Annotated in this window: 25 protein-coding genes; 6 read left to right on the forward strand and 19 right to left on the reverse strand. The window is 71.9% G+C overall.

Annotation, left to right across the window (positions count from 1 at the left end; translation table 11 throughout):
* Positions 1-303 precede the first annotated feature (303 nt).
* From AQJ67_RS04565 to AQJ67_RS04600, 9 genes are all read right to left on the reverse strand, one after another.
* Positions 304-975, reverse strand: a complete 672-nt coding sequence (locus tag AQJ67_RS04565) for an enoyl-CoA hydratase-related protein (RefSeq protein ID WP_062716637.1) — start codon at positions 973-975, stop codon at positions 304-306.
* Between the two features lie 167 nt (positions 976-1,142).
* Entirely contained in the window at positions 1,143-1,328 is a 186-nt protein-coding gene (locus AQJ67_RS48950) for an LmrA/YxaF family transcription factor (protein ID WP_244190358.1), read from the reverse strand.
* 23 nt (positions 1,329-1,351) lie between these two features.
* Entirely contained in the window at positions 1,352-2,914 is a 1,563-nt protein-coding gene (locus tag AQJ67_RS04575; RefSeq protein ID WP_062716638.1) for a long-chain-fatty-acid--CoA ligase, read from the reverse strand.
* 26 nt (positions 2,915-2,940) lie between these two features.
* Positions 2,941-3,072, reverse strand: coding sequence for a hypothetical protein (locus AQJ67_RS50130; protein ID WP_279616871.1), 132 nt, complete (start codon positions 3,070-3,072; stop codon positions 2,941-2,943).
* Between the two features lie 205 nt (positions 3,073-3,277).
* Positions 3,278-5,500 carry an SWIM zinc finger family protein gene (locus tag AQJ67_RS04580; protein ID WP_079055754.1) on the reverse strand — a complete coding sequence of 741 codons (2,223 nt, stop codon included), beginning with the start codon at positions 5,498-5,500 and terminating at the stop codon, positions 3,278-3,280.
* Entirely contained in the window at positions 5,497-8,319 is a 2,823-nt protein-coding gene (locus tag AQJ67_RS04585) for a DEAD/DEAH box helicase (protein ID WP_062716640.1), read from the reverse strand. Before AQJ67_RS04585 ends, AQJ67_RS04580 begins: the two co-directional genes overlap by 4 nt.
* 109 nt (positions 8,320-8,428) lie before the next feature.
* Entirely contained in the window at positions 8,429-9,010 is a 582-nt protein-coding gene (locus AQJ67_RS04590) for a hypothetical protein (RefSeq protein WP_062716641.1), read from the reverse strand.
* Positions 9,007-10,158 carry an ROK family glucokinase gene (locus AQJ67_RS04595; RefSeq protein WP_062716642.1) on the reverse strand — a complete coding sequence of 384 codons (1,152 nt, stop codon included), beginning with the start codon at positions 10,156-10,158 and terminating at the stop codon, positions 9,007-9,009. Before AQJ67_RS04595 ends, AQJ67_RS04590 begins: the two co-directional genes overlap by 4 nt.
* Positions 10,159-10,298: 140 nt before the next feature.
* Positions 10,299-11,036 carry a GntR family transcriptional regulator gene (locus AQJ67_RS04600; RefSeq protein ID WP_208614910.1) on the reverse strand — a complete coding sequence of 246 codons (738 nt, stop codon included), beginning with the start codon at positions 11,034-11,036 and terminating at the stop codon, positions 10,299-10,301.
* A gap of 129 nt (positions 11,037-11,165) precedes the next feature.
* Here AQJ67_RS04600 and AQJ67_RS04605 point away from each other — a divergent pair, with 129 nt between their 5' ends.
* Positions 11,166-12,188 carry a Gfo/Idh/MocA family protein gene (locus AQJ67_RS04605; protein WP_062716644.1) on the forward strand — a complete coding sequence of 341 codons (1,023 nt, stop codon included), beginning with the start codon at positions 11,166-11,168 and terminating at the stop codon, positions 12,186-12,188.
* Positions 12,189-12,274: 86 nt separating this feature from the next.
* On the opposite strand, the gene AQJ67_RS04610 is transcribed toward AQJ67_RS04605, so the two are convergent.
* From AQJ67_RS04610 to AQJ67_RS04620, 3 genes are all read right to left on the reverse strand, one after another.
* Positions 12,275-13,459 (reverse strand): cytochrome P450 family protein, encoded by a 1,185-nt coding sequence (locus AQJ67_RS04610; RefSeq protein ID WP_062716645.1) that lies wholly within the window; start codon positions 13,457-13,459, stop codon positions 12,275-12,277.
* 78 nt (positions 13,460-13,537) lie between these two features.
* A complete protein-coding gene (locus tag AQJ67_RS04615) occupies positions 13,538-14,218 on the reverse strand; it encodes a response regulator transcription factor (protein ID WP_062716646.1) in 681 nt (226 codons plus the stop codon).
* A 132-nt stretch (positions 14,219-14,350) separates the two neighbouring features.
* Positions 14,351-15,595, reverse strand: a complete 1,245-nt coding sequence (locus AQJ67_RS04620) for a sensor histidine kinase (RefSeq protein WP_208614899.1) — start codon at positions 15,593-15,595, stop codon at positions 14,351-14,353.
* Positions 15,596-15,773: 178 nt separating this feature from the next.
* Here AQJ67_RS04620 and AQJ67_RS04625 point away from each other — a divergent pair, with 178 nt between their 5' ends.
* Positions 15,774-15,974 (forward strand): hypothetical protein, encoded by a 201-nt coding sequence (locus AQJ67_RS04625; protein WP_062716648.1) that lies wholly within the window; start codon positions 15,774-15,776, stop codon positions 15,972-15,974.
* Positions 15,975-16,065: 91 nt separating this feature from the next.
* Here AQJ67_RS04625 and AQJ67_RS04630 read toward each other — a convergent pair whose 3' ends face one another.
* Positions 16,066-16,452: a guanyl-specific ribonuclease gene (locus AQJ67_RS04630; protein WP_062716649.1), complete on the reverse strand. Its 387-nt coding sequence runs from the start codon at positions 16,450-16,452 to the stop codon at positions 16,066-16,068.
* Positions 16,453-16,603: 151 nt separating this feature from the next.
* Entirely contained in the window at positions 16,604-17,230 is a 627-nt protein-coding gene (locus AQJ67_RS04635; RefSeq protein ID WP_062716650.1) for a dihydrofolate reductase family protein, read from the reverse strand.
* Positions 17,231-17,385: 155 nt separating this feature from the next.
* Here AQJ67_RS04635 and AQJ67_RS04640 point away from each other — a divergent pair, with 155 nt between their 5' ends.
* Positions 17,386-18,153, forward strand: a complete 768-nt coding sequence (locus AQJ67_RS04640; RefSeq protein ID WP_062716651.1) for an SDR family oxidoreductase — start codon at positions 17,386-17,388, stop codon at positions 18,151-18,153.
* Between the two features lie 98 nt (positions 18,154-18,251).
* Here AQJ67_RS04640 and alc read toward each other — a convergent pair whose 3' ends face one another.
* Together alc and allB are read right to left on the reverse strand one after the other, a co-directional pair.
* Entirely contained in the window at positions 18,252-19,367 is a 1,116-nt protein-coding gene (gene alc, locus AQJ67_RS04645; protein WP_062716652.1) for an allantoicase, read from the reverse strand.
* Positions 19,368-19,415: 48 nt separating this feature from the next.
* Positions 19,416-20,756, reverse strand: coding sequence for an allantoinase AllB (gene allB / locus AQJ67_RS04650; protein ID WP_062716653.1), 1,341 nt, complete (start codon positions 20,754-20,756; stop codon positions 19,416-19,418).
* A 250-nt stretch (positions 20,757-21,006) separates the two neighbouring features.
* Between allB and AQJ67_RS04655 the strand changes: the two genes are divergently transcribed.
* Positions 21,007-21,804 carry an IclR family transcriptional regulator gene (locus AQJ67_RS04655; RefSeq protein ID WP_062716654.1) on the forward strand — a complete coding sequence of 266 codons (798 nt, stop codon included), beginning with the start codon at positions 21,007-21,009 and terminating at the stop codon, positions 21,802-21,804.
* A 175-nt stretch (positions 21,805-21,979) separates the two neighbouring features.
* Here AQJ67_RS04655 and AQJ67_RS04660 read toward each other — a convergent pair whose 3' ends face one another.
* The gene (locus AQJ67_RS04660) at positions 21,980-22,291 is read right to left on the reverse strand and encodes a DUF5955 family protein (RefSeq protein ID WP_062716655.1); all 312 of its coding nucleotides are present in this window, start codon (positions 22,289-22,291) and stop codon (positions 21,980-21,982) included.
* A 185-nt stretch (positions 22,292-22,476) separates the two neighbouring features.
* On the opposite strand from AQJ67_RS04660, the gene AQJ67_RS04665 reads away from it, so the two are divergent.
* Together AQJ67_RS04665 and aceB are read left to right on the forward strand one after the other, a co-directional pair.
* Positions 22,477-23,079: a nucleotidyltransferase family protein gene (locus AQJ67_RS04665; protein ID WP_062716656.1), complete on the forward strand. Its 603-nt coding sequence runs from the start codon at positions 22,477-22,479 to the stop codon at positions 23,077-23,079.
* Positions 23,080-23,289: 210 nt separating this feature from the next.
* Entirely contained in the window at positions 23,290-24,912 is a 1,623-nt protein-coding gene (aceB, locus tag AQJ67_RS04670; RefSeq protein ID WP_062716657.1) for a malate synthase A, read from the forward strand.
* A 4-nt stretch (positions 24,913-24,916) separates the two neighbouring features.
* On the opposite strand, the gene AQJ67_RS04675 is transcribed toward aceB, so the two are convergent.
* Positions 24,917-25,216, reverse strand: a complete 300-nt coding sequence (locus AQJ67_RS04675) for an Rdx family protein (protein WP_062716658.1) — start codon at positions 25,214-25,216, stop codon at positions 24,917-24,919.
* Positions 25,213-26,118, reverse strand: a complete 906-nt coding sequence (locus AQJ67_RS04680; protein WP_062716659.1) for a HipA family kinase — start codon at positions 26,116-26,118, stop codon at positions 25,213-25,215. The genes AQJ67_RS04675 and AQJ67_RS04680 overlap by 4 nt, the downstream gene beginning before the upstream one ends.
* Positions 26,119-26,130: the final 12 nt, after the last annotated feature.

Here is a 26,130-nt window from a genome sequence, read left to right on the forward strand (position 1 = left end):
ATTCCGCGGCCTCGTGACGGGCGACAGTCACGTGACGGGCGGCAAGAGGGGTGGCGGCGAGTCGCCCAAGATGCCCGCATCGCGCCTCACTTCGGCTCCCAGCGCACCCAGGATGTGACCGGCAGCAAGGTGGTGCAGCGCGCGACGTACATGTTTCGCACAGGAGGCACGCGCTCTTGTGCCAGGCGGTGCCAGCTGTCCTTGGCCTTGTCTCCTCATGCGGTGGGCAGCTGGGGCAGCCCGCGCCGCGCCCCAGGAGGGGAGCGCCCGGGGCGCTGCTTGGTGCGGTGGATGAGGTGCTGGTCAGCCAAGCGGGTTGGTGGCGTCGCGCAGGGTGGCCAGGACCGGTGCGTACATGCGGGCTTTGATGGTGCCAAGGGTGTCGCCGGCCTTGTTCACCTGTGCCTGGGCGATCTCGATCGCGGTGGAGCGCACGGCGTCCTCGCCGGCCGCCTGGTCGACGATGCCGACGGCCGCGGCGTCGGTGCCGCCGTAGCGGCGGGCGGTGAGCATGGCTTCGTGCGCGGTCTGCGGTGTCAGCCGGGACTGGATCAGGGCGGCCATGCCGGGGGTGAAGGGGATGTTGATGTCCGCTTCGGGCAGGCACCAGTAGCCGCGGTCGGCGCGCATGACACGGAAGTCGTGGGCGAGGGAGAACATCGCACCGGCGGCGAAGGTGTGCCCCTGCAGGGCGGCCACCGTGATGACCGGCAGCGACAGCATCCGCTCGAACAGCTCATGGACGGAGACGACGTAGTCCCGGTACTGGTCGGCATGGGCCGACAGCCAGTCCAGGTCGAGCCCGTTGGAGTAGAACTTGCCGGTGGCGGCGGTGACCAGGGCTCGCGGGCCTTCCGCTTTCTCCACCTCGTCCAGTGCGGCGCTGACGGCGGTGATCCAGTCGGGGTGGAAGCGGTTCTCACCGTCTCCCAAATCGAGGACGAACACGTTGTCCTGACGGTCGAGCGAGGGCATGGCGACTCCTTCGAGTGTGCATTCGAGCCGTGCGGGTGCAGCGGGATGCTACGGGCTACGGCCTGGCCCGAGTTCGGGACGGGCGCGAAGGGCGTAGAGGAGCAGGTCATGGATCTCGGCCGCGGCCGCCTCGATCGGGGCGGTGCTCTGCTCTGCCCGGCACATGATCACTGCGCTTCGACCGCGGCGATGGTGAAGGCGGCGAGTCCGCGACTGCGTTCCTCGGTCAGACCATGCCAAACCAAGAGGGCCGCGAGGGCCTCCTGCCAGCGGGCGAAGACGGCAGCGGTCGAACGGGCCAGAGGCGACGGCCACCGCATGGTGACCGTCGCCTCGATGCGCCACAGGTCCACCGCCGACTGTGGACCGGTGGCGGTCAGTCCGACGGCATCTCTGCGAGTTCCCGCTTGAGAATCTTGCCGGTCGCGTTCATGGGCAGGGACTCCCGGAACTCGACGAACCGGGGATACTTGTGGCCCGCCATGTTCTCCTTCGACCAGGTCACCAGGTCCTCCTCAGTAGCCGTCGCTCCGGGCTTGCGGACGACGAAGGCCTTGACCTCCTCGCCGTGGCTGGCGTGGGGGACGCCCATGACGGCGACGAGGCTGACGTCCGGGTGGGTGAGCAGGACCTCCTCGACCTCGCGGGGGTAGACGTTGAAGCCGCCACGGATGATGAGGTCCTTGGTCCGGTCGATGATGTAGAGATAGCCGTCGGCGTCGCGCCTGCCGATGTCGCCGGTGCTGAACCATCCCTGCGGGTCGATCGCCTCGGCCGTCGCTTCGGGGCGGCCGAGATAGCCCTTCATGACGTTGTGGCCGCGCAGACGGATCTCACCGGGTTCGTCGACGTCGGCCTCGGTGCCGTCGCGGCGGGTCACCCTTACCTCCACGCCCCAGACGGGGAGCCCGACCGAGCCGGCCTTGCGAGGGCGGTCGACACGGTTGAACGTGGCGATCGGGCAGGTCTCGGACAGACCGTAGCCCTCCAGGACGGGCACTCCGAAGCGCTCGTCGAAGCCCTTGAGCACCTCCATCGGCAGCGCCGACCCTCCGGAAATGGCGATTCGCAGGTTCGCCGCGATGTCGGTCAGGTCGAAGCGGTCCGCGTCCGGGGAGCTCAGCAGCGCCCAGTACATGGTCGGCACCCCGGCGAAGAGAGTGACCTCCTCGCGCTCCATGAGCTCCAGCGCCGCCGCCACCTCGAAGCGCGGCAGCAGGACCAGCGTCGCACCGGAGAAGAATCCCGCGTTGAGCTGGACGGTCTGCCCGAAGGAGTGGAACAGCGGCAGCGCCAGCAGGTGCACGTCGTGCGGTGCCGCGGCGAACAGGCGGGTCGCCAGCTGCGCGTTGAGAACCATGTTGCTGTGCGTCAGCTCGGCGCCCTTCGGCCTGCCCGTCGTACCGCTGGTGTAGAGCACGACGGCCGTGTCGATCTCGCTCGTCTGCACGGTCTCGAAGCCGGGGAGTCCGTCGCGGGCGAACTCCGTCAGCGTGGTCACGCCCGTCATCGACGTCTCACCGGCCGGATCGGCCGTGAGCAGGACGAAGTGCTCGCAGTCCGGCACCGATTCGAACGCCGCGAGACCCGCCTTGCCCATCGGCAACTGGTCCGTGCCCTCGAAGCAGAAGTACGCCTTCGCACCCGAGTCCTGCAGGTGGTAGGTGATCTCCCGCTCGGTGAGCAGGACGTTCAGCGGTACGACCGTCGCGCCGGACTTGAGGATGGCGTAGTACGCAATCGGAAAGTACGGCAGATTGGGGCAGCTCAGCGCGACCCGGTCGCCAGGGCCGATGCCGCGCGCCGCGAGTGCCGCGGCGACCCGCGTCGCCTGGGCGTCGACCTGGGCGTAGGTCAGGCGGGTGTCGCCCAGCACCACGGCGTCCCTCTCGGGCAGCTCGCGGGCGGTGTCTTCCAGTAGCACAGCAAGGTTGAGCATGGGGCTTCTCCAGGTATGGGGGGTGGTCAGCCGCGCAGCGCCGACGCGAAGATCCTTGGCACCGCCGACCAGCCGGGGCCGGCGGCGGAGCCGGTGAGAAGGCGGACCGTGGTGGCCGCGGTGCGGTTGGTGACGAACCACGGGGGCTTGAGGGACATGGCCGTCTCTCCTGCAGGACCGAGCGGGGCGCGGGCGGAACGGGCCGCCTACGCAGCGCGTTCGGGCCCGTCCAAGAGTACGGTGCGTTGTACACGACGCCGATGCCGGTCTGGATGTTGTCGAGGGTGTGGCCGGGGTCGCGTCCCGTTGATCGCTCGGACCATGAGCATCGCGGCCAGGCGGATCGACGGGTGACTGCCGCGATCAGACCTCCGGCGCGGCCCCCAGACCGGTCAGGGCTCCCACCGGGTCGAGGTCGGGGGTGCCACGCGGCCACCAGTCGTCGTGACCCGGTTCCGATTCGTACGGGTACCACAGGCCGTCGCGGCCGAGGCGGAGTTGGACATGGCCGCGGGGGTGGGTGAGCCGGTTGCGCCAGGGGCGGAACGCGGGGAGGTCGGCGGCGAGGAGGAGTGGGCGGGCCCGGTCGAAGCGGCCGGCCGGCGGGTCCCAGGGCTCCTCGAGGACGGCGAGCCCTTCGAGACCGCCCTGCCGCCAGGCGGCGACCGCGCGGGCCAGCTCGGCCGGGGTGCGGTCGGCGGCGGCGGAGAGCGAGGAGTACAGGGCGCGGGTGCCGGCGGTGAGACCGGAACCGGGGCGGGCGGCGGCGAGCCTCACCGCGTCCTGCCACAGGGTCAGTTCGGCCACCGGATCACGGCCGGTACTGAGCAGCGCGTGCGCGCGGGCGGCGGCGTCGGTCGCCAGCTGGTCCAGCGCGAAGGGGTCCGGGCCGCCCGGTGCCGCCGGGTAGACGGGTGGCTGCTCGGGATGCGGGGGCATGGGCAACGGGGCGGGGAGGGCGGGCGGTCGGCGCTCTGATGCCAGGGCCTCGGTGGCCCTTACGCCGGCCAGAGGTGCCGGCCCCTGTTCCCGCGCGGCGCGGGCCGCACGGGCGGCACTCAGCCTGGACAGCGCGTCGAGCAGCCCGCGTTCGCCGCGGCCGCGCAGCAGGAGCAGGACGAAGGGGTCGGCGTCCAGCAGGCGTGCGGTCTGGTAGCAGAGGGCGGCGGCGTGTTTGCAGGGGTGGCCGCGGTCGGGGCAACTGCAGTGAGGGTCGAGGTCGCCGGGGCCCGGCAGCAGGGGTACTCCGCACTCGGCGAGGGTCTGCGGCATCTCCTTGTCCAGCAGCGCCGCGATGTGCCCCGGCCGCTCGGCCACGGCGTCCAGGAGCCGCGTCCAGTCGGCGTCGTCCAGCGTCCGCAGCCGCACCTGCACGCGGTACGGCCGCGGCCGGCTGCCCCGCACATACGCCAACACCAGCCCCGGGGTCACGGTGATCGCGTCGACGTACCCTTCCTGCGCGTAACCCCGCCCCCGCGCGAGCCGCTTGGCGTCGAGCGCGCCCTGCTCCAGGGCGGCCACCCAGGCGTTGCCCCACCAGGTCTCGGCGAAGCGGTCGTCGTCCGAGGGGCGGGGTGGGAAGGCGGGGAAGGTACGGCGGAGTTCGCTGTCGCGGCCGGGGGCGACCATGGAGCGCGGAACCTGGGGCGCGGTGGGAATGGCGGGTTCGGGCGGGGTGCCGGGTGCGGAGGGTGCGGACGGTGCGGCCGGGTCGTCCCCGTGGGGCGAGTCCGAGGTCGGCATCTGGAAGGCCCCGGCGAGCAACGACCGCACGTCCCGGGCACGCAGACTGTCGGAGCCGCCGGCGCTCGCGGAAACAGGCCGTGCCGGCCGCCGCGACCGTCGCGCGCTACCGCCTCCCCGGGCGGCCGCTTGTTCCGCCTCCGCCCGCCGCTTCTCCCCCAGCGCGGCGCGCAACGCCTCTCGGGCGGCGTCCGCGGGACGTGTGGAGGATGGTGCCGCCGCGGGGGGCGCCTCGCCCCGGTCCCCACCGGCCGACTCGTCCTGACCGTCGGCGGAGGCGTCCCATGCAACCTGACCGTCGGCGGAGGCGTCCGACGCGCCCTGATCTGCAGCGGAGGCGTCAGACACGTCCTGGCCTACTCGGGCGGCGTCAGACACGTCCTGATCTGTAGCGGAGGCGTCAGACACGTCCTGGCCCACTGGGGCGGCGTCAGACACGTCCTGGTCGGCACCGGCCGCGTCCACGGGGGAAGCACCGCCCGAAGCAGCCTGCCCCCGGGCCGAGTCACCCACCTCGCCCTCAGCGCCTTCCCCACCCCGCCGCGCGTCGACGGCACGCCGCAGCGCCGCACGAGCCGCATCACCCGGCCGGGCTCCGGGGCGGCCATGCTCGTCCACCGCCGACTCCTCGTCGGCCGATGCTCCCTGCTCCGCCTCCCGCCGTTCCCGCGCGGCCCGCAACGCCCGGCGCGCCGCGTCCGCCGGCCGGAGCACCGGCACCCCCGGCCCACTCGCTCCGCCCTGCCCCGTCGGTGCCTCCGGCTCGCTCGACTCGCCCCGCCCCGTCAACTCCTCGGGCCCGCCCGGCTCGCCGTCGCCGCCCCACCCCTTCGCCCCCGTCATGACTCCCCCCGAAGCGACACGAGGTCGGACAGCTCACGGTTGGTCAGTTCCGTGAGGGCCGATTCGCCGGAGCCCAGGATCGCGTCGGCCAGGGCCCGTTTGGATTCCAGCATGTCCGCGATGCGGTCCTCGACCGTGCCCTCGGTGATGAGGCGGTGGACCTGGACGGGCTGGGTCTGGCCGATGCGGTAGGCGCGGTCGGTGGCCTGTTCCTCGACGGCCGGGTTCCACCAGCGGTCGAAGTGGACGACGTGGCCCGCGCGGGTCAGGTTCAGGCCGGTGCCGGCCGCCTTCAGGGAGAGGACGAGGACCGGGGTCGCGCCGCTCTGGAAGCGGTCCACCATGCGTTCGCGTTCCGGGACCGGGGTGCCGCCGTGGAGCAGGTCCACCGGGACCGCCCGCCCCGCGAGGTGGGCCGTGATCAGCCGGGCCATCCCCACGTACTGCGTGAAGACCAACGCCGAGCCGTCCTCCGCCAACAAGGTGTCCAGCAGTTCGTCGAGCAGCGTCAGCTTGCCGGAGCGGGCGGCCAGTCGCTCGGTCGGTTCCGCGGTCTCCTCCTTCAGGTACAGCGCGGGGTGGTCGCAGATCTGCTTCAGGGAGGTAAGGAGCTTCAGGACCAGGCCGCGGCGCGCGATGCCGTCCGCCGTCTCGATGGCGTACATCGACTCACGCACCACCGCCTCGTAGAGCGCGGCCTGTTCACGGGAGAGCGGGACCGGGTGGTCCGTCTCCGTCTTGGGCGGCAGTTCGGGGACGATGCCGGGGTCGGACTTCTTGCGGCGCAGGAGGAAGGGCCTCACCAGGCGGGCCAGCCGGTCCACCGCCTCCTCGTCCTCGCCGTTCTCCACCGCGCGCGCGTGCCGGGCGCGGAAGGACTTGAGCGGGCCGAGCAGACCCGGTGTCGTCCAGTCGAGCAGTGCCCAGAGCTCGGAGAGGTTGTTCTCGACCGGTGTGCCGGTCAGGGCCACGCGCGCGGGCGTCGGGATGGTGCGCAGGGCCTTCGCCGTGGCCGAGTACGGGTTCTTCACGTGCTGTGCCTCGTCGGCGACGACCATGCCCCAGGTGTGCTGGGCCAGCGTCGGGGCCGCCGAGCGCATCGTGCCGTACGTCGTCAGGACGAAGCCGCCGTCCAGGTCCTCCAGGGTGCGGTCCGGGCCGTGGAAGCGGCGGACGGGGACGCCGGGTGCGAAACGGGTGATCTCCCGCTGCCAGTTGCCGAGGAGCGAGGCCGGGCAGACCACCAGGGTCGGGGCCGTCCTGGCGCGCTTCAGGTGCAGGGCGATGACCGTGATCGTCTTGCCGAGGCCCATGTCGTCGGCGAGGCAGCCGCCGAGCCCCAGGGACGTCATGAGGTCCAGCCAGGCCAGGCCCCGGAGTTGGTAGTCCCGCAGCGTCGCCTTCAGTCCCGGCGGTGGATCGGCGGGGCGCACGCCCACCGTCAGTCGGTCGCGCAGGGCGGCCAGCGCGCCCACCGGCACCGCCTCGACCGTCTCGCCGTCGACCTCCGCGCTGCCGGTGAGGGCGACGGACAGCGCGTCGACCGGGTCGAGCAGGCCCAGTTCGCGCTTGCGGGCCTTGCGGACGAGGGCGGGGTCGACCAGCACCCAGCTGTCCCGCAGCCGGACGACCGGGCGGTGCGCCTCGGCGAGCGCGTCCATCTCGGACTCGGCGAGCGGGTCGCCGCCGATCGCCAACTGCCAGCGGAACTGGAGCAGTTCCTCGCTCTCGAAGAACCCGGTGCCGTCGGTCGCCGAGCCCGGCGCGGGCCGTACGATCGCGGCCGCGCTGAGGTCCTGCGCCAGGTCCCGGGGCCAGTGCACCGCCACCCCGGCCGCCGCGAGCCGGGTCGTGGCCACGCCCAGCAGATCGCCCAACTCCTCGTCGGACAGCGCCAGTACGTCGGGCACGTCCTGCTCGGAGAGCCGGTCGAGCGGTGCCCACACCCGGGCGGCGCGCCGCACCGCGAGGGCCGCGTCCACCCGCGCGCGTGGCCCGAAGGCCGCGTCGGCCTCGCCGGACCAGAGGGCGGCCGCGTCGGCCACCAGCGTGGGGTCGGCGAGGCTGTGCACCTGGACGATCGCCGCGCCCGCGCTGCGCGCGCCGGCACCGGTGTCGTCGAAGAGGTCGTAGGCCGACAGGTCGAGGCGGAGTGAGACCCGTACGCCCGCGTCCATGCCGGCGGCGACCTCGGCCGCCCAGTCGTGGGCGTCGGGCAGCCGCTGGGCCTCGCGCGCGGCGAAGGGCTTTCCCGAGGCGTGCGGTGCGGCGGGGGTGCGGGGCAGGGTGTCCGCGACCGCGTCCAGGAAGGACCGCATCAGGGCCTCGGGCTCGGGCAGCCGCAGCGGGCCGGGGCCGGGCAGGGGGACCGCATGGCCTTCGTGGGGCAGGGCGGCGGCGACCGCTCGCAGGTGGGCGATGTCGTCCGGGTCGAGCGGCCCGGCCCGCCAGGCGTCGTACCCACCGGGTGTCAGACCGGGCAGCAGCCGGCCTCGCGCGGTGAGCCGCAGCGCGTGCAGGGCGGCCGCGCCCCAGCAGGCGGTGGCGGGGTGGGCGGCCGGATCGCGCCGGGCCCGCACGAGCAGCGGCAGGGCCTCGGCGAGCGGCAACGACAGCGCGGGGGTGGTCCGGCGGCGGACTGCGGCCCCATGGGGTCGTACGACGGTGAGCTCGGTGTCCTCGGCGGGCAGTGGGCCGCCGTCCGGGTCCCAGAAGGCGATCCGCCCCTCGCGCGGGAGGGACGCGGGGAGGAAGACGGCGGCGAGCCGCACGGGGACGGCGTCCCTCGCGCCCTCGGCCGTCGCGATGCTGTTGCCCATACGTCCTGTCACCTCCCGCCCTTGAGTCGGATCAACCGTCTTCGACTCTACGGGCGGGGTCTGACAATCGGCCCCGGCGACCGGCTCGGGCCGGTCACTCACGGCGTGATCAGGGAACCGTGCGCGAGACGACGTACACGAACGGGTTGTCCGGGTCGGACATGTTCATGACGACGTCTTGGGTGGGCGCGGGGTTCTTCTGCTTGTGGGTGAAGCCGTACCACGGGCCTGGTCCGCTGAAGTCCCAGCCGGTGATCTTCTGGTCGCGGGCGCTGATGGTGATGGCGTCCCGCTTCAGGTCGTCCCGGCTGACGCCCATCGTGTCGAAGAACCAGTCCAGGTTCTTGTCGGCCGTCTGGAACTGGACGTAGAGACGGCTGGTCTTCCAGTTGTTCGTCTCGTAGTACGCGAGGTTGTACGAATAGTCCGGGACCGGGACCTGGTACAGGCGGCGCTGGATCCGCGACGGCCAGTGCGGAACGAGCCCGGTCGCCGAGTACTTCTCCTCCTTGTCCTTGCCGCTGTCGCGGCTCTGGTTGGCGGAGATCACCAGGTAGCCGGCGGGGACGCCGATGAGCAGCACGATGATGAGCAGGGTGAGCGCCCGGCGGCGGATCATGTGGCGGCGGTCCTCGGGCGGCTGCTGCGGCTCGTCCGGGGAGTCGGCCTGGCGGGGTACGGACACGGTCACGCCGATCCCTGCGACGACGACCGGCGGGACTCGGCGAACCGCGCGTAGCGTTCGTAGCGCTCGACGCGGCGGCGGTTGGCGCGCCGGAAGCGACGGGCGACCAGGCGGGCCAGGTCGGCAGCGCCGACCATGCCGGCCTCGGGGCCGAGCTGGGCGCGGGTGATGCGGGCCTCCGGGCGGTAGCCGCGGCCGGTGAGGTGGCGCTTGAAGGCGTCCCGCGCGGGGCCGATCAGCAGGTCGTCGGCGGCCGAGACACCGCCGCCGATCACGAAGCAGGACGGGTCCAGGGCGGCCGCGAGGTTGGCGATGCCGACGCCGAGCCACTGGCCGATGTCCTGGAGCAGCTCGATGCACATGGCGTCGCCGTCGCGGGCCAGCTCGGTGATCATCGGGCCGGTGATGTCGCCGATGTTCCCGTTGACGTGCTCGATGATCCCGTAGGCCACCGGCGAGTCGGCGGCGGCCAGTTCGCGGGCCTCTCTGACCAGTGCGTTGCCCGAGCTGTACTGCTCCCAGCAGCCGCGGTTGCCGCACGGGCAGCGGTGGCCGCCGGGCACGACCTGCATATGGCCGAACTCGCCGGCGACGCCGTACTTGCCGCGCTTGACCTGCCCGTCCTCCAGGATCGCGCCGCCGATGCCGGTGCCCAGCGTGATCATGACGAGGTGGTCCTCGCCGCGGCCGGCGCCGAAGCGCCACTCGGCCCAGGCGGCGGAGTTGGCGTCGTTGTCGACCAGCACGGGCACCGCGAGCCGTCCGGCGAGGCGGTCCCTGAGGGGCTCGTTGCGCCAGGACAGGTGGGGCGCGAACAGGACGCGGTTGCGCTCGGCGTCGACCCAGCCTGCCGCGCCGATGCCGACGGCGTGCACGTCGTGCCGGTCGGACAGGTCCAGGACCAGCTCGACGATCGTGTCCTCGACGACCTTCGGGCTCTTGGACTTGTCCGGGGTCTCCGTGCGGAGCCTCTCCAGGATGTTGCCGTCGGCGTCTACGACGCCCGCCATGACCTTGGTGCCGCCGATGTCGATCCCGACGGTGGGCACCCGGGGTGCGGTCAGGTGTGAGCGGCGCTCCCGGGGTCCCACGGTGCGGAGCACGGGGGCTCGCCGGGAGCCGATCGGGGCGGTGAAGTCGCGGTAGGTGCTCATCAGGCCCGATTCTGCCGCACGCTCACACCGGGTGCCGAACGGGGCGGCAAAGGGCGGCGCGCGTCACAGCATTTTGTCTGGACATTACGACCAGCGCGCGTTCCGGCCCCCGCCCGCTCAGGTTCGTACGGCAGTGACGCTCACGGCCGTACGAGAAGCTGGAACTCGAAGGAGTACCGGGTCGGGCGATAGGTGTGGGTGCCGTACTCGACCGCCCGGCCGGTGTCGTCGAAGGTCACGCGCTGCATGGTGAGGAGCGGGGCGCCCTCCTCCTCGGCGAGCCGCTCGGCCTCGGCGGCGGTGGCGGCGCGCGCGCCGATGGTCTGCCGGGCGCTGTGCAGGGTGATGCCGGCGGCGCGCATCAGCCGGTAGAGGCCGGTGGCCTCCAACTGTGCGGTGTCCACGTCGATCAGGGCGGGCGGCAGGAAGTTGCACAGGTACGCCATCGGCTCACCGTGCGCGAGGCGCAGCCGCTCGATCCGGTGCACGTCACTGTCCTCGGCGACCCCGAGCGCGGCCGCGACCTCGGCGGACGCCGGGACGACGGTGTTGACGATCACCTTGGTGGCCGGGCGCTGACCGGCCGACTCCAGGTCGTCGTAGAGGCTGCTGAGCTCCAGCGGGCGCTTGACCTGGCTGTGCACGACCTGCGTACCCACGCCTCGACGGCGTACCAGCAGACCCTTGTCGACCAGTGACTGGATGGCCTGGCGGACGGTCGGCCGGGACAGGCCGAGGCGGGCTGCGAGTTCGATCTCGTTGCCCAGCAGGCTGCCGGGGGTGAGAGCTCCGTGCTCGATCGCGGCTTCGAGCTGCTGGGACAGCTGGAAGTACAAGGGCACCGGACTGCTCCGGTCCACACTGAGCTCGAGTTCCACGGTCGGGTCCACTTCTGGTTTCGGCACGGCCTGACTGTAGCTCTACGCGTTGTTGACGGGAAGTCGTGTAGTTCGATTGTCCGGACATTTGCATTGACAGCGTGCACACTGAACCCGCACTTTGTTTCCATGCGCATCGGGGTCATCGGTACGGGCCGCATCGGCACGATTCACGCCAACACGCTCAGCCGGCACCGCGACGTAGGCTCGCTGATCCTCACGGACGCGGACGTCGCGCGGGCCCAGGAGCTGGCACACCGGCTGGGGGAGACAGCCGCGCCGGGGGTGGACGAGATCTTCCGGTGGGGCGTGGACGCGGTGGTGATCACGACGGCGACGTCGGCCCACGCCGAACTGATCGGTCGGGCAGCAAGGTCGGGCCTGCCCGTCTTCTGCGAGAAACCGATCGCACTCGATCTGCCGGGCACGTTGCACGCGATCGGCGAGGTGGAGACGGCCGGCACGATCCTCCAGATGGGCTTCCAGCGCCGCTTCGACGCGGGGTACGTCGGCGCGCGCGAGGCGGTACGGTCCGGGCGGCTCGGGCGGCTGCACACCGTCCGGGCGCTGACCAGCGACCAGTCGCCGCCGTCGGCCGCGTGGCTGCCGCTGTCCGGCGGGCTGTACCGGGACACGCTGATCCACGACTTCGACGTGCTGCGCTGGGTGACCGGGCACGAGATCGTCGACGTCTACGCGGCCGGTTCGGACGCCGGGCCCGCGATGTTCCGTGCGGCGGGCGACGTCGACACGGCCGCGGCGGTGCTCACGCTGGACGACGGCACGCTCGCCACGGCCACGGCGACGCGGCTGAACGGGGCCGGGTACGACGTGCGCATGGAGCTGGCCGGGGAGTCGGACCAGATCGTGGTGGGCCTGGACGACCGTACGCCGATCGCGTCCACCGAACCGACCGGGCCGCCCGCGGCGGACAAGCCGTGGTCCGGGTTCCTGGAGCGGTTCGGGCCGGCGTACGAGGCGGAGCTGAACGCCTTCGTGGAGGTGGTGCGCGGCGAGCGGGCCAACCCCTGCGACGGGCGCGAGGCCCTCCAGGCCCTGCGGGTCGCGGAAGCGTGCGAACTGTCGCGGCGGGAGCGAAGACCGGTCGCACTCGCGGAACTCCTGGGCGGGAATTCGGCTGCGGCTCTGTGACGGCGGTGAGCAACGCACCCGCACGCCCCGACCCCGCCCCCGCCCCCGCTCCCCGTGACAGCCGGAGGGACCTCGACAGCCGCCCACTACCAGCGCACCGGCAGGCTCCGCACCCCGCGCATCAGCGGGCCGGGGAGCCAGTCGCCCGGCGTCCCGTCCAGGGCGAGGTCCGGGGCCCGGTCCAGCAGGGACCGGATCGCCGTGCCGGCCTCCAGGCGGGCCAGGGGTGCGCCCAGGCAGTAGTGGATGCCGTGGCCGAAGGCGAGGTGGCCGCGGGCGTCGCGGCGGATGTCGAAGCGGTCCGGGGCCGGGAAGCGGGCCCCGTCGCGGTCGGCGGCGGTGAGGCCGACCATCACCGCGTCGCCCTGCGCGATCGGCACCCCGGCGATCTCCAGCGGCTCCGCGGCGAACCGGAACGTCGCGTTCTCCACCGGGCCCTCGTAGCGCAGCGCCTCCTCGATCGCGCCGTCGAGGAGGGTCATGTCGGCGCGCAGGGCGGCCAGTTGGTCCGGGTGCGTCAGCAGGGCGTGGACGGCGTTGGCGATGAGGTTGACCGTGGTCTCGTGGCCGGCGATGAGCAGGATGAAGGCCATGCCCCGCAGTTCCTGCGGAGAGAGCCGGTCGCCGTCCTCGGCGGTGGTGCGGATGAGCTCGCTGAGCAGGTCGGCGCTCGGGCCGGCGCGACGCTTGTCCTCGATGAGCTCGGTGAGGTACTCGGCGAGGCGGACGAACGCGTCGTGTTCGCTCTCGGCACTGGTCGGCGCGACGGCCTCCGTGGACAGCTTGCGGAACTCCGTGCGGTCCATCTCGGGCACGCCCAGCAGTTCACAGATCACGGTGATGGGCAGCGGATAGGCGAACGAGTCGACCAGGTCGGCCCGGCCGTGCGGCAGCATCGCGTCGAGCAGTCCGTCGGTGATCTGCCGGATCCTCGGCCGGAGTTCCTCGACGCGCCGCATCGTGAACGCGCGTGTGATGAGGCCGCGCAGGCGGGTGTGCTGGGGCGGGTCGGCGACCAGCAGATACTTCCCGATCAACTGCTCGTCGAGGAAGGTCACCCCGATCTTGCTGCCGTCCTTGGCCAGCCGCGGGTCGGCGAGCGCCGCACGCGCCTCCTCGTACCCCACGACGAGCCAGGTCTCATGGTGCTCGTCCGGCACCGGCAGCCGCACCCGGTGCACCGGCCCGGCTTCGCGCAGCCGCGCGTACACGGGATGCGGGTCGGTTCGGAACCCCTCCCCGAACTCCCCCAGGTCGATCACTTCCGCCATGACGCTCCCCCCTCCCACCGCACTCCCCCACCCACCAAACTCCCCTCCCGCCAACTCGACAACGCGCGGGAGCGGCGACTAGTGCCCGTCCTCCTCCAGTTCCTCCAGAAGTCCCGCGTCGTACGCCAACAGGGCGATCTGCACACGGTTGTTGAGGTCGAGCTTGGCCAGGACGCGGGAGACATGGGTCTTCACGGTGGCGACGCTCATGAAGAGCACCGCCGCGATCTCGGCGTTGGCCAGACCCCGGCCCACCGCGACGGCGACCTCCCGCTCACGGTCGTTGAGGGCGGCGAGCCGCCCACGCGCGCGTGCCCGTCGGGTGTCGGCGGCGGTGCCTGCCGCGTGGTCCATCAACTGGCGGGTCACGGTGGGCGACAGGACCGGGTCCCCGGCCGCCACCCGGCGCACCGCGTCGACGATCTCGGCGGGCGGGGTGTCCTTGAGCACGAACCCGGCGGCGCCTGCCCGCAGGGCGCGCAGCACCAGTTCGTCGGCGTGGAAGGTGGTCAGCAGCACGACCTGCGGGGCGTCCTTCCTGCCGCGCAGCCGCTCCGTGGCGGTCAGTCCGTCGACCGACGGCATCCGGATGTCCATCAGGACCACGTCGGGCCTGGTGCGGTCGACCAGCGGCTCGACCTCGCCGCCGTCGGCCGCCTCGCCGACGATCTCGATGTCCTCGGCGCCGCCCAGCATGAAGGACAGCCCTGCCCTGACCAACGGGTCGTCGTCGACGAGGAGGAGTCTGATCGCAGTCATGTGGCTTACGTAATCACGGTTGTACTCGGCGGCGGGGCCGGACGACGCGGAGCCCCGTGGGGAACGCGGCGGGAGCCGCAACGGCGTGCGCCGGGGCGCCCGTTGACCTCCCCGCTCCCCAACCGACGGACGTCACCCCCACGGCAACCACGCCCGCACCTCGAACCCCCCGTCCGCGCCCGGCCCGTGCTCCAGCCGTCCGCCCGTCAGCGTCGCCCGTTCCGTCAGCCCGATCAGCCCCTGTCCGGATCCGGGGACGTGGGGGACCTCGCCCTCGGGCGCGGGATTGCGCACCGCCATGGACAGGCCCTCGCCCGGTGCGCCGGTCACCGTCACCGTGACCTCCGTGCCGGGCGCGTGCTTGCGGGCGTTGGTCAAACCCTCCTGGGCGATGCGGTAGGCGGTGCGGCCGACGGAGGCGGGGACGGCGGCGGGGTCGGTGACGCGCTGGTCGAGGGTGACCTTCATGCCGGCCTCGCGGGACTCGGTGACCAGCGTCTCCAGCGCCGCGAGGGTCGGCTGGGGGCGGCTGGTGTCGTCGGGCTCCCCCGCCCGCAGCACGCCGATGATCTCCCGTAGGTCCTGGAGGGCCTCATGGGCGCTCTCCCGGATGACGCCCGCCGCCCGCGCGATCTCCTCGCGGGGCGCGTCCGGCCGGAACTCCAGTGCGCCCGCGTGCACGCTGAGCAGCGTCAGCCGGTGGGCGAGGACGTCGTGCATCTCCCGGGCGATGGCCTCACGGGCGAGCCGCTGCGCCTGCTCGGCCCGCAGCCGCGCCTCCGTCTCGGCGCGCCGGGCACGGTCGCGCAGGCTGAGCATGAGCTGCCGTTTGGACCGGGCGAGCATGCCCCAGCCGACGACCGCGACGGTCAGCAACGCGGCCAGGACGAGGGTCCAGCCGTACGGCAGGTCGGGGTCGGGGCGAAACCAGTAGAACACCGCGGTCATGGCCGCGTACGCCCCTGCCACCCAGGCGACGTACCGGAAGGGCCGGTGCACGGCGAGCGTGAACAGGGCGACCAGGCTGGCGCCCCCCGCCGTGCTCGACACCAGGGTGACCGGCACCATCGCTGCGGCGAGCCCGAAGGGCCAACGACGCCGCAGCCACACCGCGGCGCAGCAGAGCGCGCCGATGAGCTGGTCGACGGCCGCGTAGCCGGCCGGGATGTCCTCTTTGCGGATCGTGTCCGCGGCGAGCAGTCCGACGAACACGGCCAGCAGGAAGGCGGAGAAGTCGACCACCCAGTCGCGTGCGGTGCGCCTCGGTCGCCCCGGGCACTCGACGTCGGAGTCGAACTCCTTGATCAGGGCCGAGGGCAGCAACCAGCGCCGCCCCGCGAACGCCTGGGGTACGGGCTCCGGCTTGTCACCACTCACGATCGACAAATCTACGCAGTGCCGACCCCGGGAGCGCCGCTGTCGGCACGATCACCGACCAAAGTCGCGCCGTCGCAGACTTTGGACGCGGCCGGCCACCCGGAACCTGAACTTCCGTCGGTCATGGCTCGCCCCGCGGCCGATGCGCGAGGGGGGTCCGCGGGGCGAGAGTCATGGCATGAAGCAGTTGCTGGAGTTCCTCGGAGTCATCGCCCTGGCGCAGGGTGTCGTGGGCCTGCTGAACGAGTTCACCGACTGGGACTGGGGTCTCGTGCAGGGAATCGGCCTTCTCGACGGCTACGAGATCTATGTGAGCGTCGCCCTGCTCGTGCTGGCGGTCGCGCTGTTCGCTGCCGCCGAGAGCCGGAAGTCCGGCTGAACTCGGACCGGACCTCCGGCTGTCGCACCGTTCCTCGGTGCCTACCGCGGCCCGCGGGCCCGCGGACCTGCGGACCTACGGACCTACGCGGTCAGCAGCTGTAGTTGACCAGGTCGAAGGACTCGTAGTGGTCGGCCGTGTAGTAGTCCTCCTGGTTGCTCTGACCGGTGACGATCCGGCGGGCTCCGCGCGTGTCGGAACCAGGAGTGATGACCGTGTACTCGTGGTAGTACCCGGACGACTGGCTCGGCAGGATGCCTTCCCGGTTCTGGAAGACGGTGCCGTCCTGGTCGTAGGGGAAGGGGCCACCCTGCTCGATCAGGTCGAGGGTGTCATGCGCCTGGGAGGGCAGGGCGCTGTAGCAGATGCTGCCGACGGCGGCGGCCGCCGGTGTGGCCGTGACGGTGCCGCCGACGAGGAGGGCGGACAGGACGGCGGCTGCGGCGCCGATGCGAGTGATTCGTGGGGGGAATCTCATGGCTTCATGATGACGCGCGTAGACAGCGGCATGTCAATGACAACGAGGCAGAATTTCCCGGCAAGTCCGATGAGTTTTCGGGAAGTTAACGTACCTCCCGGCGTCCTCACGCGATCTCCACGAGACCGGGCGAGAACGCCGGAGTCGCTGGTCAGGCATCTTCCGGGAGCGCGAACGAGCCGTACTCGGGCCGGCCCGCCAGGTCGTAGGAGTTGATGGCGACACCGGTGCTCGTGACGCTGCCGCCGGCGTGCTGGAACGCGGTGGGTACGGCGCCCTCCGTGAACAGGCGGTGCCCCGTGCCGAGCACGACCGGGAACGTCAGCAGGTGGAGGGTGTCGACGAGGTCGAGGGCGAGCAGCGACCTGACGAGGGCGCCGCTGCCGTGGACCTGGAGCTCGCCGTCGGTGCGCTCCTTGAGCGCGGTGACCTCCTTGGCGAGGTCGCCGCCGAGCACGGTGGTGCCGGCCCACCCGGGGTCCGTGAGCGTGGCGGAGGGGACGTACTTCGGCAAGGCGTTGAGCTTGCCGGCGACCGGGTCGGCGGGATCGGTCACCTTGGGCCAGTAGGCCGCGAAGATGTCGTACGTACGGCGTCCGAGCAGGAAGGCTCCCGGGCGCCCGAAGACGTCGTTGATGAACCGGCCGAAGTCGTCGTCGGCGTACGGAAAGCTCCAGCCGCCGTGCTCGAAGCCGCCGCGGGTGTCCTCCTCCGGGCCGCCGGGGGCCTGGTAGACGCCGTCGAGCGTGACGAAGAGGGTGGAGACGAGCTTGCCCATGAGGGTGCCTCTTTCCGGGGGTGAGGTCTGCTGTCATCACCTCAGACCCGCCCGGCACCCGCAACTCATCGCCGCGCGGCCCACCGGATTCGGCCCCGGATCTCGGTGTCCGTTCGCCGCCAGCACTTCGGCCGGCGCGGCGCTGGGATGGACGTATGACAACGACTCACGCAGCCAGGACGAGCACCCACACGACCCTGCACGGCAAGGTGGCCCTGGTCACCGGCGGCAGCCGCGGCATCGGCGCGGCGACGGCGCTGCGGCTCGCACGGGAGGGCGCGGACGTCGCCGTGACCTATGTGAACGGCAAGGAAGCGGCCGAGGAGGTCGTCCGGGCCGTGGAGGCGCTGGGGCGGCGGGCCGTGGCCCTGCGGGCGGACTGCGCGGACGCGGACGAGGCGGCGGGCGCGGCGGAGCGCACCGTGGCGGCGCTGGGCGGCCTCGACGTGCTGGTGAACAACGCCGGCGTCGGCGTGCTGGGCCCGCTGGACGGGCTGGCGCTCACCGATGTGGACCGGGTGCTCGCCGTGAACGTCCGGGGCGTCTTCCTGACGTCCCAGGCGGCGGCCGCCCGCATGGCCGCCGGGGGCCGGATCATCACGATCGGCAGTTGTATGGCCCAGCGGGTGCCGGGTCCCGGCGGGACGCTGTACGCGACCAGCAAGGCGGCCCTGATCGGTCTGACGAAGGGCCTGGCGCGCGAGCTGGGGCCGCGCGGCATCACGGCGAACATCGTCCACCCCGGCCCCGTCGACACCGACATGAACCCGGCGGACGGCCCCTACGCGGCCGGCCAGGCGGCGATGACCGCGCTGGGCCGCTTCGGTACGGCCGACGAGGTGGCGGCGACGGTCGCGTACCTGGCCGGGGCGGACTACGTCACGGGCGCCGAGTTCGCGGTGGACGGCGGCCACGCGGCGTGACACGACGTGGGGCGCACCGGTGCTGTCCGGCCGGTGCGCCCCACGGGTTCAGCGGATCCGCCGCGTCGGCGGACCCACGGCTTCACTGGACCGGACGGTCAGCCGCCCAGCTCCTGGTGGCGTGCCGCCAGCCCCGCCACGCCCTGCTCGGTCAGCGAGCCGTGCAGCCGCAGTCGGGAGATGCCGCCGTCGGGGAAGATGTCCACGCGCGCGTGCGTGCCGACCGCGGGGGCGTCCAGGACGAAGCGGTGGTTGGTGTCGGGCTGCAGGCGGGTGCGCGGGAGGATCTCGGTCCACTCGCCGGTCTCGCCGTCCTTCACCGAGACCGACGCCCAGCCCGCGCTGTTGCCCTTCAGATACGCGGTGTCGATCTCGATCGCCCGGATCTGGGACTGGGCCACCAGCCGGTAGCGGATCCAGTCGTTGCCCTGGTCGCGGCGGCGGCGCGTCTCCCAGCCGTCGTCCATCTTGCGGGAGCGGCCCGGCTGGATGGTGTTGGTGGCGGGCGAGTAGAAGAGGTTGGAGGCGTCCTCGACCTGGCCGCCGTTCTCCAGAGCGACCACGTCGAACGTGCCGAGCACCTCCAGCCACTTCGGGTCGGGCGCCACCTCGCCGTACACGCGCAGACGGGCGATGCCGCCGTCGGGGTGCTGGTTGACCCGCAGGTGGGTGAAGCGCTGCTCGACGTCGATGGAGAAACCATTCGCCGCGTGTCCGCCCACCGCCGTGCGCGGCACCAGGGTCGTCCACTTCACGTCGTCGGCCAGCAGTTCCTCCGGCGACGGCGAGCCCGCCACGGACGTGCCCTCGACGGAGACGGCCTGCGGGTAGTTGCCGCGGAAGTGGGCCGTGTCGACGACGATCCCGCGGATCACGCCGGGCGCGCCCAGACGCACCAGCGCCCAGTCGTGGTCCTCGGCCGTCGGCCACGGGTGCCCGGCGGACGCGCCGCGCCGCCGGCGGGTCTCCCAGCCGTCCATGATCTTGCCCTTGTGCCCGAAGTGCTCGGGGTCGAACTCGGCCCGCTCGGGCACCAGCAGGTTCTCGCGCTGGGCGAAGAACTCGTCGTTGGCGGCGATGACCCCGGCGCCGAGGTTGCGGTCGGCGAGGTTGGCGTACTGGGTGAAGGGGAAATCGGCGGTGCGGTAGTCCGCGTACGGGTCGCCGCCTCCGTAGGGGTTCGCGTCGCCGGTGAAGCTGGGTATCGCCGTCACGGTGGTGGTTCTGCCTTTCTGGAGTCGGCCGGTGCGGGTGCGGGAGGGTCAGTGGGCGGCGCGGGTGAGCAGCTGCCCCTTCGGGGCGGTGAACTCGCCGTCCGCGACGATCCGTTCGCCGCGCAGCCAGGTGGACTTCACGACGCCGTGGAGGGTCTTGCCCGCGTACGCCGTCACGCGGTTGCGGTGCTGGAGGGCGGCCGGGTCCACGGTGAAGGTCTCGTCGGGCGCGAGGACGGCGAAGTCGGCGTCGCGGCCGGCCTCGATGGCGCCCTTCTGGTCGAGTCCGACGAGCTGCGCCGTCCGCGCGGACATCCAGCGGACCACGTCCTCCAGACCGTGCCCGCGCTTGCGCGCCTCGGTCCACACGGCCGCCAGGCTCAGCTGGAGTCCGGAGATGCCGCCCCAGGCCGTGGCGAAGTCGTCGGTCTTCAGGTCGGCCGTGGACGGCGAGTGGTCGGTGACCACGCAGTCGATGGTGCCGTCGGCCAGCGCCTGCCAGAGCAGATCCTGGTTGGCGGACTCGCGGATCGGCGGGCAGCACTTGAACTCGCTGGCGCCGTCCGGGACTTCCTCGGCGGTGAGGGTGAGGTAGTGCGGGCAGGTCTCGACGGTGATGTGCACGCCGTCCCGCTTGGCCTCGGCGATCAGCGGCAGGGCGTCGCTGGAGGAGAGGTGGAGGACGTGCACGCGCGCGTGGAGGCGCTTCGCCTGGGCGATCAACTGGGCGATGGCCGTGTCCTCGGCGTCACGTGGGCGCGAGGCGAGGAAGTCGGCGTACTTGGGGCCGCCCTGCTGCGGGGCGGCGTCGAGGTGGTGCGGGTCCTCGGCGTGCACGATCAGCAGTCCGCCGAAGGAGGCGATCTCCGCCAGGGACCGGGCGAGCCGGTCCTGGTCGAGGTGCGGGAACTCGTCCACGCCGGACGGGGACAGGAAGGCCTTGAAGCCGAAGACGCCGGACTCGTGCAGGGGGTGCAGGTCCTTGACGTTGTCGGGCAGGGCGCCGCCCCAGAAGCCGACGTCGATGTGCGCCTTGTCGGCGGCCACGTCCTGCTTGGTGCGGAGGTTGTCGACCGTCGTGGTGGGCGGCAGGGAGTTGAGTGGCATGTCGACGAGGGTGGTGATGCCACCGGCGGCCGCCGCGCGCGTGGCGGTCCAGAAGCCCTCCCACTCGGTGCGGCCGGGGTCGTTCACATGCACGTGCGTGTCGACCAGACCGGGCAGCAGGACGTCGTCACCGAGGTCCTCCAGCCGGGCTCCGGCCGGTACCTCGGCGTCATGCTCGACTACGGCCGTGATCTTGCCGGCGGCGACCAGGACCGACGCGGCCCGTGTCCCCTCCGGGGTGATGACTCGCGTCGAGCGCAGCACCAGTTCAGCGTCGGACACCCGGGCCCCTCTCTGCCGCCATTGACTTCCGTGTAGCGGAATTCAACTTTCTGTTGAAGGAGTCTTCACTCCCGTTCGCGCGCCGTCAAGGGCACACTTCTCCACAGTGCACCCACCTCATACTCTCTGTACGTTTCCACAAAGTGGAATTATAATTTCGGCAAGCAGAACGTAGCTATGCACAAGCGGGGAGTCAACCGACTGGCGGGTAGGCTTCTGCCCTTCCCACCGGTCCCGAAAGGAACGCGCCGTGCCGACGTCCAACGCCAGCACCACCGACGCCGCCAAAGCCAACAACGGTGGTGGTGTCCAGTCCCTTGAGCGCGCCTTCGACCTGCTCGAGCGGATGGCGGACGCCGGCGGCGAGGTCGGCCTGAGCGAGCTGTCCGCGAGCAGCGGGCTGCCGCTGCCCACCATCCACCGCCTCATGCGGACGCTCGTGGCGTGCGGATACGTCCGCCAGCAGCCCAACCGCCGCTACGCCCTCGGCCCGCGCCTGATCCGCCTCGGCGAGTCCGCCTCCCGGCTGCTCGGCACCTGGGCCCGGCCCTACCTGGCCCGGCTGGTCGAGGAGACCGGCGAGACCGCGAACATGGCGCTGCTCGACGGCGACGAGATCGTCTACGTCGCCCAGGTGCCGTCCAAGCACTCGATGCGCATGTTCACCGAGGTGGGCCGGCGCGTCCTTCCGCACTCCACGGGCGTCGGCAAGGCCCTCCTCGCCGGGTTCCCCCCGGAGGAGGTGCGCGCGCTGCTGTCCCGGACCGGCATGCCGGCCGCGACCGACAAGACGATCACCACGCCGGACGGTTTCCTCGCGGCCCTGGAGGACGTACGCCGCTCCGGATACGCGGTCGACGACAACGAACAGGAGATCGGCGTCCGCTGCCTCGCCGTCTCCGTACCCGACTCCCCCACCGCGGCGGCGATCTCGATCTCCGGGCCGGCCGGCCGAGTGACGGAGGCGGCGACAGAGAAGATCGTGCCGGTGCTGCAGCAGGTCGCCGGCGAACTCTCCGAGGCACTGGCCACCCAGAACCAAGCGTGACGCCACACCTCAGCCCGTCAGGCACTTTCAGCCCGTCCGGCGTTTGAGGACAAGGCCCGGAGGGCCGACAGCGGGTGTCCAGGGGGCGGAGCCCCTTGGCGGGGTCGAAGGGGCGGAGCCCCTTCAGGGATGGGACGGGTAGGGGCGGCGGGGGCGAAGAAGGCAGTGCGCGGAACTAGCGGCGCGGCTCCCCGAATAGCTCCACCGCGTCCCGCACCCGCGTGAGCCCCGGGGCCAGCGCACTCACCGACCCGATCGCCCCCGCGATCAGCAGCAGCGCCCTCCGCAGCCGCGACGTCTCCGGCACCCCGTCGATCGCCATCGCGGCCAGCGCGGCGAGTTCGTCCTCGGCGATCCCGCGGTCGGGGAACTCGGCCGGATGCGCGGCGAGTTCGCGGCGCAGGCGAGACACCGCCGACCGCAGTTCCACCACCCTCAGGTCCTCGTCGCTGCCCGTCACCGGCCTCTGCCCCAAGCTCCGCAACAAAGCACTCCCCCTCGCACGCCGTCGTGCGCCAGCAGTACGCGTCCCCCGTCGAGCCCCCCTGACGTCGCTCGGGCGCCGGGGACGCGGGTCAGTAAACGCCACCGCCGCCGGGCGCGCCACCGTGCGGACCGAAATTCAGCCCAAGGAGACCCGGTGGCCTTGCGGACGTCAGGTATGCAGGACGCATGACGCAGAAACAAGCCCCACCGGTCGCCGGTCTGCTGCTCGCCGCAGGAGGCGGACGACGGCTCGGCGGACGCCCCAAGGCCCTGCTCCGGCACCGCGGCCGCCCGCTCGTCGAGCACGCCGTCGCAGTGCTGCGCGCGGCCGGCTGCACCCGCGTGCACGTGGTGCTGGGCGCGCGGGCCGCCGCCGTACGGGAGCAGGCGGAGCTCGGTGACTGCGTGCTGGTGGAGAACCCGGACTGGGCCGAGGGCATGGGCTCCTCCCTGCGCGCCGGGCTCGACTCGCTGACCGGCACGGGGGCGGTGGCGGCGCTCGTCTCGCTCGTCGACCAGCCCGGCATCGGCGCGCAGGCGGTCGCGCGGGTGCTCGCGGCGTACGAGGACGAGACGTCGCTCGTCGCGGCCGCCTACGACGGCGTACGCGGCCATCCCGTGCTCTTCGGCGCCGCCCACTGGGCGGGCATCGCGGCGACTGCGACCGGCGACCGAGGGGCACGCGCCTATCTGAGGGAGCGGGAGGAGGCGATCGGGCTCGTCGAGTGCGGGGATGTGGCACAGCCGTACGACATCGACACCGAGGCGGATCTCGCCCACCTTGAGTGAGGAGCGTGGCACCCAGAGCCACGTTGCCTCGACTCAGAGAATCTCGATATCAACAAACGATTGAACTTCCACCATGAGGAAACTAGTATCCACTGTTCAGAAGCGCCCGCCTGCTCCGCGGGCGCCGCTAGCCGTATCCGGGAAGACTGGCACCCGGTGCCAGAAGCTCGACAGCTCGTCCACGTAGCTCGCTGAAGGAAGTGACAGCTCATGTCCGCACCAGCGCCGTCCCCGCTGGCCATCGTCGACGCCGAGCCCCTGCCCCGGCAGGAGGAGGTCCTCACCGAGGCGGCCCTCGCCTTCGTGGCCGAGCTGCACCGCCGGTTCACGCCCCGGCGTGACGAACTCCTCGCCCGCCGCGCGGAGCGCCGCGCCGAGATCGCCCGCACCTCCACCCTCGACTTCCTCCCGGAGACCGCCGCGATCCGCGCGGACGGCTCCTGGCGGGTGGCCCCGTGCCCGCCCGCGCTCCAGGACCGCCGGGTCGAGATCACCGGTCCCACCGACCGCAAGATGACCATCAACGCCCTCAACTCGGGCGCCAAGATCTGGCTCGCCGACTTCGAGGACGCCTCCGCCCCGACCTGGGAGAACGTCGTTCTGGGCCAGATCAACCTGGCCGACGCCTACACCCGCAACATCGACTTCACCGACCCGAAGTCCGGCAAGTCGTACGCGCTCAAGGCCGACGACGAGCTCGCCACGGTCGTGATGCGCCCGCGCGGCTGGCACCTGAACGAGCGTCACCTCCAGATCGACGGTGAGCAGGTCCCCGGCGCCTTCGTCGACTTCGGCCTGTACTTCTTCCACAACGCCCAGCGCCTGCTCGACCTCGGCAAGGGTCCGTACTTCTACCTCCCGAAGACGGAGTCGCACCTGGAGGCCCGCCTCTGGAACGACGTGTTCGTCTTCGCGCAGGACTACGTCGGCGTCCCGCAGGGCACCGTCCGCGCGACCGTCCTGATCGAGACCATCACGGCCGCGTACGAGATGGAGGAGATCCTCTACGAACTGCGCGACCACGCCTCCGGGCTGAACGCCGGCCGCTGGGACTACCTGTTCTCCATCGTCAAGAACTTCCGTGACGGCGGCGCCAAGTTCGTCCTGCCGGACCGCAACGCGGTCACGATGACGGCCCCGTTCATGCGGGCGTACACCGAACTCCTCGTCCGCACCTGCCACAAGCGCGGCGCGCACGCGATCGGCGGCATGGCGGCGTTCATCCCGTCCCGCCGGGACGCCGAGGTCAACAAGGTCGCCTTCGAGAAGGTCCGCGCCGACAAGGACCGCGAGGCGAACGACGGCTTCGACGGGTCCTGGGTCGCCCACCCCGACCTGGTCCCGATCGCCATGGAGTCCTTCGACAAGGTCCTCGGCGACAAGCCGAACCAGAAGGACCGCCTGCGCGAGGACGTCGCCGTCCAGGCCGCCGACCTGATCGCCGTCGACTCGCTGGACGCCAAGCCCACGTACCCGGGCCTGGTCAACGCCGTGCAGGTCGGCATCCGCTACATCGAGGCCTGGCTGCGCGGCCTCGGCGCGGTCGCCATCTTCAACCTCATGGAGGACGCGGCCACCGCCGAGATCTCCCGCTCCCAGATCTGGCAGTGGATCAACGCGGGCGTCGAGTTCGAGAACGGCGAGCACGCCACCCCGGAACTGGCCCGCAAGGTCGCCGCCGAGGAACTGTCCGCCATCCGCACCGAGATCGGCGAGGAGGCCTTCGCGGCCGGCCACTGGCAGCAGGCCCACGACCTGCTCCTGGAGGTCTCCCTCGACGAGGACTACGCGGACTTCCTGACGCTGCCGGCGTACGAGCAGCTGCGGGGCTGAACCCTCAGGGAGCAGGCTTGTCCGAGTGGCCCAGGGACTTCCCCGGGGCCACTCGGTCGCGTACGGCCTGCTTGACGGCCGTCGGCTCCGGGAAGCCCTGGTCGCGGCGGTCCCAGACGACCTCGTCGTCGACGCGGACGACGAAGACGCCGCCCTTGCCGGGCTTCAGTGCCACTTCGGACAGCTCCGCCTCGAAGGTCGTGAGCAGTTCCTGCGCCAGCCAGGCGGCGCGGGGCAGCCATCCGCACTGGGTGCAGTACTCGATCTCGACCCGCCCCGACTCGCGCAAAGAAGCCTCCGTCATCCGAGGTGCACCGACCAATCCTGTTCCGCGGCCGGCTTGCCGTGCAGGTCGGGGACCCGCTTGAGCCAGTTCGGCCGTCCTTGCCGGGTCTTCGCCGCGCGCTGGGCCTCTTCGGCCGCCAGTTCCGCGCGGCTGGGGAAATCGGTGGGCAGCCAGACCTCGGACGCTCGCACGCGCGCGTGCAGGTACGTCACGTAGGCCTCGCGGGCCTCGCGGGGCGAGGCGAAGTCGGTGAGCCAGGCGTCCGGCACCTCGGCGACGATCGCGCGCAGGAGGTCCTCCGTGACCTTGGGCGCGAGTTCGGCGTCGGCGGCGCGTACGTCGGGCCCGTAGTGGCCGAGGGCGTGGTGGCGGAAGTCGTACGCCTTCTCGGGGTCGGAGCCGTCCCAGCGGTGGTGGAAGACGAGGGCGGCGCCATGGTCGATCAGCCAGAGGCGGGGCGGGACGGTCCCGAGCGTCGGCCAGACCATCAGGTTGGAGCTGTGGACCGTACGGTCGACGTTCGCGGTCAAGGCGTCCAGCCAGACGATCCGGCCCGCCTCCAGCGGATCGACGGGGAAGGCCTTGGCGACCTCGGGGGTGAAGTCCTTCGCGCCCGGCAGATAGTCCATGCCGAGGTTGACGCCGGCGCTCGCGCTGTGGAGGTCGCGCACCTCCTGGTGGGGCTCGCTGTCCGCGATCACCGGGTCGAAGTGGACCAGGACCAGCTCGGGGAAGCGCAGGCCGAGCGCGCGGGCCAGCTCACCGACGATCACCTCGGCGACCAGCGCCTTGCGGCCCTGTGCGGAGCCGGTGAACTTCACGACGTACGTGCCGAGGTCGTCGGCCTCGACGACTCCGGGCACGGAGCCGCCGGACCGCAACGGGGTCACGTATCGAACAGCAGTCACATCGCGCAGCACACCGGCCAGGGT

Origin of the sequence: Streptomyces caeruleatus (assembly GCF_001514235.1) — a bacterium.
Classification (GTDB): domain Bacteria; phylum Actinomycetota; class Actinomycetes; order Streptomycetales; family Streptomycetaceae; genus Streptomyces; species Streptomyces caeruleatus.

What these genes read in the sequence shown, in the direction of transcription:
- AQJ67_RS04565 (WP_062716637.1), bottom strand. Translation starts at nt 975, where the DNA reads ATGCCCTCGCTCGACCGTCAGGACAACGTGTTCGTCCTCGATTTGGGA.
- AQJ67_RS04575 (WP_062716638.1), bottom strand. Translation starts at nt 2,914, where the DNA reads ATGCTCAACCTTGCTGTGCTACTGGAAGACACCGCCCGCGAGCTGCCC.
- AQJ67_RS50130 (WP_279616871.1), bottom strand. Translation starts at nt 3,072, where the DNA reads ATGTCCCTCAAGCCCCCGTGGTTCGTCACCAACCGCACCGCGGCCACC.
- AQJ67_RS04580 (WP_079055754.1), bottom strand. Translation starts at nt 5,500, where the DNA reads ATGACGGGGGCGAAGGGGTGGGGCGGCGACGGCGAGCCGGGCGGGCCC.
- AQJ67_RS04585 (WP_062716640.1), bottom strand. Translation starts at nt 8,319, where the DNA reads ATGGGCAACAGCATCGCGACGGCCGAGGGCGCGAGGGACGCCGTCCCC.
- AQJ67_RS04595 (WP_062716642.1), bottom strand. Translation starts at nt 10,158, where the DNA reads ATGAGCACCTACCGCGACTTCACCGCCCCGATCGGCTCCCGGCGAGCC.
- AQJ67_RS04605 (WP_062716644.1), top strand. Translation starts at nt 11,166, where the DNA reads ATGCGCATCGGGGTCATCGGTACGGGCCGCATCGGCACGATTCACGCC.
- AQJ67_RS04610 (WP_062716645.1), bottom strand. Translation starts at nt 13,459, where the DNA reads ATGGCGGAAGTGATCGACCTGGGGGAGTTCGGGGAGGGGTTCCGAACC.
- AQJ67_RS04615 (WP_062716646.1), bottom strand. Translation starts at nt 14,218, where the DNA reads ATGACTGCGATCAGACTCCTCCTCGTCGACGACGACCCGTTGGTCAGG.
- AQJ67_RS04625 (WP_062716648.1), top strand. Translation starts at nt 15,774, where the DNA reads ATGAAGCAGTTGCTGGAGTTCCTCGGAGTCATCGCCCTGGCGCAGGGT.
- AQJ67_RS04630 (WP_062716649.1), bottom strand. Translation starts at nt 16,452, where the DNA reads ATGAGATTCCCCCCACGAATCACTCGCATCGGCGCCGCAGCCGCCGTC.
- AQJ67_RS04635 (WP_062716650.1), bottom strand. Translation starts at nt 17,230, where the DNA reads ATGGGCAAGCTCGTCTCCACCCTCTTCGTCACGCTCGACGGCGTCTAC.
- AQJ67_RS04640 (WP_062716651.1), top strand. Translation starts at nt 17,386, where the DNA reads ATGACAACGACTCACGCAGCCAGGACGAGCACCCACACGACCCTGCAC.
- AQJ67_RS04665 (WP_062716656.1), top strand. Translation starts at nt 22,477, where the DNA reads ATGACGCAGAAACAAGCCCCACCGGTCGCCGGTCTGCTGCTCGCCGCA.
- aceB (WP_062716657.1), top strand. Translation starts at nt 23,290, where the DNA reads ATGTCCGCACCAGCGCCGTCCCCGCTGGCCATCGTCGACGCCGAGCCC.
- AQJ67_RS04675 (WP_062716658.1), bottom strand. Translation starts at nt 25,216, where the DNA reads ATGACGGAGGCTTCTTTGCGCGAGTCGGGGCGGGTCGAGATCGAGTAC.